Origin of the sequence: Synechococcus sp. H55.9, from assembly GCF_047462355.1 — a bacterium.
In the GTDB taxonomy this organism is placed as follows: domain Bacteria; phylum Cyanobacteriota; class Cyanobacteriia; order Thermostichales; family Thermostichaceae; genus Thermostichus.
Window position 1 is genome coordinate 58,618 of sequence record NZ_JANSJB010000002.1, and the last position, 3,946, is coordinate 62,563.

At 56.5% G+C, this 3,946-nt stretch carries 4 protein-coding genes and 1 pseudogene; 1 reads left to right on the forward strand and 4 read right to left on the reverse strand.

Going from position 1 to position 3,946, the window contains the following annotated elements:
- A partial coding sequence (locus NW857_RS00700; RefSeq protein ID WP_414367706.1) for a M55 family metallopeptidase occupies positions 1-799 on the forward strand: 799 nt, incomplete at its 5' end.
- Here NW857_RS00700 and mnmH read toward each other — a convergent pair.
- The 4 genes and pseudogenes from mnmH to NW857_RS00720 all read right to left on the reverse strand — a co-directional run.
- A complete protein-coding gene (mnmH, locus tag NW857_RS00705) occupies positions 796-1,845 on the reverse strand; it encodes a tRNA 2-selenouridine(34) synthase MnmH (RefSeq protein ID WP_414367708.1) in 1,050 nt (349 codons plus the stop codon). The two genes, NW857_RS00700 and mnmH, sit on opposite strands and share 4 nt — an antisense overlap.
- Positions 1,846-1,974: 129 nt before the next feature.
- A complete protein-coding gene (urtE, locus tag NW857_RS00710) occupies positions 1,975-2,727 on the reverse strand; it encodes an urea ABC transporter ATP-binding subunit UrtE (RefSeq protein WP_414367710.1) in 753 nt (250 codons plus the stop codon).
- A 66-nt stretch (positions 2,728-2,793) separates the two neighbouring features.
- Positions 2,794-3,561, reverse strand: coding sequence for an urea ABC transporter ATP-binding protein UrtD (gene urtD / locus NW857_RS00715; protein ID WP_414332603.1), 768 nt, complete (start codon positions 3,559-3,561; stop codon positions 2,794-2,796).
- A 148-nt stretch (positions 3,562-3,709) separates the two neighbouring features.
- Positions 3,710-3,946: pseudogene (locus NW857_RS00720) on the reverse strand (urea ABC transporter permease subunit UrtC); the annotation flags it as partial.

The following is a 3,946-nucleotide window of genomic DNA, read 5'->3' on the forward strand; positions in this document are numbered from 1 at the left end:
GGTCTATATCAGTGCTGATATCGAAGGGATCTCCGGCATCAGCCATTGGGATGAAGCCACCCTCGGCCAGCCGGGTTATGAGCCATTCCGCGAGCAGATGACCCAAGCGGTGATCGCCGCTTGTGAGGGATCCCTGGCTGCCGGAGCCACCCGGATCACTGTCAAAGACGCCCATGATTCCGGGCGCAACCTTCTCCCCGAGCGATTGCCGGCGCCGGTGCAACTCATCCGCGGCTGGAGCGGCCACCCCTACTGTATGGTGCAAGAGCTGGATCGCAGTTACAATGCCCTGATCTTAATCGGCTACCATGCCCGCGCCGGATCTGCTGCCAACCCCCTTGCCCACACCTACACCACCGAAGTTAGCCAAATCCGGCTGAACGGCCAGGCCATCGCCGAGTTTCACCTGGTCAGCCTCACCGCTGCCTATGAAGGGGTGCCGGTTGTATTTCTGGCCGGAGACGCAGAGGTGTGTGCGGAAGCGAAAGCCTATGACGCCCAGATCGAGACGGTGGTCACCCACAAAGGGATGGGCCACTCGGTCGTTGCTCCCCATCCGCAGCAGGTTCTGCAGGCCATCCGCCAAGGTGTAGAGGGATCCCTGAAACGGCTGTCGGCCTACCGGCCCCGCCCACTGCCGGATTGCTTTCACTTGGAGGTGGACTACAAGGATCCTGCCCGCGCCTACCGCAAGTCTTTTTACCCCGGCTGCCGGTGGGTTGCTGACGCAACCGTTCGGCTGGAGGTTTCCAATTGGTTTGAGGTGCTGCGGGCTCTGCAATTTATTGTGCTCACCTAGTCTGGACGGGTGCGCAGGCGAGCGGCAGCTTCTCTGAGGCTGGTCTCGGAAAGGTCGGGCAGCTCTATCCGGGCGTGGATGCGGTTGAAGTTCTGCTGCAACCCATGCCGATAGGTGGGATCGTAGTGCTGCTCCAGCAACTCCTGCACAAACTGCGGCCAGTCTTGGGCGTCGATGAGCTCAAACCAGCGCTGCAGGCGCGCCTGGCCATGGCGGGCTTTTAGGGGCAGCAATTTCTCCTTGAGTGCCTGGGGATGGGCTATCCAGTGGGGATAATGGGCAATCAGCCCCTTCACCCGCTCTTCCAAAGGCAATCGCACTTCCACGCAATCGGCTTGGGTGAGGGCCTGCCAAAGGGCAGGGGGCAGGTGGAGCTGGCCCACCTTGGCACTCTCGGCTTCCACCCAGACCGGCTTGGCTGGATCCCACTGGAGAAAAACCTGCACCAGTTGACTTTCAAAGCTCTTCTGGGTGGGCTGCGGCATCCCCCACTCCGCTCCCAGCACGGAGCCGCGGTGGCGGGCCAGCTTTTCCAGATCGAGGACTTGGGATCCCTGGCGCTGCAGGTGGTGGAGCAACTGGGTTTTGCCGCTTCCCGTCGGCCCGCAGAGGACGCGGTAGGTAAACTCCTGGGGCAAGCTCTGCAGTTGCCGGCGTACCCAGGCGCGGTAGGTTTTGTACCCCCCTTGCAAAACTGTGACCTGCCAGCCCACCTGGGACAACACCAGCGCCAAGCTGGCCGAGCGCTGCCCTCCCCGCCAGCAGTAGATGAGGGGGTGGTAGTCCCGGCTCTTGTCGGCAAAGTGGGTCTGCAGATGGCGGGCGATGTTCTGGGCCACCAGGCTGGCTCCCCGCTTGCGGGCCGTAAAGGGATCCACCTGCTTGTAGAGGGTGCCCACCTCTGCCCGTTCTGCATCGTCAAGCACAGGCAAGTTGATGGCCCCCGGCCAATGATCCTCAGCAAACTCTGCCGGCGAGCGCACGTCAATGATCTCGCTGTAGGTGTGCAGCCAAGGTTCGGCAGTGACGTGAATGGGGGCAGCCACAGACGCAGCGAGGAGGGAGTGGACTGAGTTCTCTCTTGCTCGATCCTGGCAGATTTCTAGGGTTGTTGCCTGAGGGGATCCCTGGGCCTGACAAGAGTTGCACCGCTCGGCTCCTCCTCCAGGCTAACCTCAGAGGGAGAGATAGGATCGCACTTTTTCCTCGTCCATTTGGTCAGTCGGCCCTTCCATAACGAGGGATCCATTTTCCATGAGGTAAAAGTAATCGGCCAAGCTTTGAGCAAACTCAAAGTACTGTTCTACCAGCAACACCGCAACGCCCCGCTCTTTTTGGATGCGGGCAATGGCTTCTTCGATCTCAATGATGATAGAGGGTTGGATCCCTTCTGTGGGTTCATCCAGGAGTAAAAGTTTAGGCTCTGCCACCAAAGCTCTGGCAATGGCCAATTGCTGCTGCTGACCACCGCTCAAATCTCCACCGGGACGCTTTAGAAAAGAACGCAAAATCGGGAATAAGTCATAGATAAACTCAGGTATAGCCCGTTCTTTGTCCGGTGCTGCTTCTAACCCCACCAGTAGATTTTCCTCAACCGTTAGGCGAGGAAAGATCTCTCGGCCTTGGGGCACATAGCCAATGCCAGCGCGAGCCCGCCAGTTGGGTGGGTAATGATTGATGGGTCGGCCCTCAAAGAGAACTTTACCTGTACAGTCTTTGAGAAGCCCCATTAGGGCTTTAAGCGTGGTAGTTTTGCCCATGCCGTTGCGACCCAGAAGGCAAACTGCTTGGCCGGGAAGGATCTTGAAAGAAAGATCTCTCACAATTAAACTTTGCCCATAATAAGCTCTCAGGTTACAGACTTCCAGCAAAGGCTGAGATCCACTTTGAGATAGATTTTGCGCTTTGGTGGCGTTTTCCGTATTCATAGGCTTGGATATAGAGTTGGTTAACTGGACGGTCAACACAGATCTCCCCTTCTCCCCTGTTTTCGTTTAGCCTCTGGCTTTGTGGGATCCAAGATAGACCTCGATAACTCGCGGGTCGTTCTTCACTTCCTCAAAGCTACCCTCGCACAACACCGCTCCTTGGTGTAAAACAGTAACCTTGCGAGCAATTTGCCGGACAAATACCATGTCATGCTCAATCACCAAAATGGTGTGATTTCGAGCTAAGGATTGAATTAACTCTCCCGTAGCCTCTGTTTCTTTATCCGTCATCCCGGCCACGCATTCATCAAGCAGCAGCAGATCCGGATCCTGGGCAATCACCATGCCAATCTCCAACCATTGCTTTTCTCCATGGGAGAGCAGCCCTGCCGGGATCCGATCCTTACGGCTCAGGCCGATGGTTTCCAGGAGAGCATCAGTCTTTTCTCGCAAGCGCTTTTTGCCAAATAAGGTGGAGAAAACACCCTTGTGAGGGTTGAGAGAGAGCTCCAAATTTTCTCGCACGCTCAGGTTTTGGTAGACCCGCGGCGTTTGGAACTTGCGACCAATACCCAAGGCAGCGATTTCGTGCTCCTTGAGCTTAGCCAGATCTTTTCCTTTAAACAGCACTCGCCCTCGAGTAGGCTTGACCTTGCCTGTCAACACATCGAGGAAGGTAGTTTTGCCCGCTCCATTGGGGCCGATCACCACCCTTAACTCCCCTTCTTCCAAAGAAAAGTTCAGCCCGTCCAAAGCCTTAAAGCCATCAAAGCTGACGGTGAGATCCTGAGTTTGTAAAATTTGCCGGGTAGTGGTGGGAGCTGCTGTAAGCATAGGGATCACGTCCAAGAACGGAAAGGCCAGAGGACGAGTAGGATTCTCAGCCCATCGAACAAGAGAGGACACTTGGCATCGTTATCTCACCCATTGGGATCCTCTTACTCTGAAGTTGCACCTTGCATAGGGGGATACTGGCACGGATTTAGGCTGGAGAAATATTGGCCAAACGCCGGCGCCAAAGCTGGAAGGTAACCCAAAGCTGCCTGCCCCGGGTGCGCACCCAGCCCACCAAACCATCCGGCAACACCAGTACCACCAGCAGGAACAATCCCCCCTGGAAAAACAGCCAAATTTCTGGGAAATTTTCACTCAGCAAACTCTTGGCAAAGTTTACCAACAAAGCCCCGACCACTGCCCCCACTAAACTGGCCCGACCACC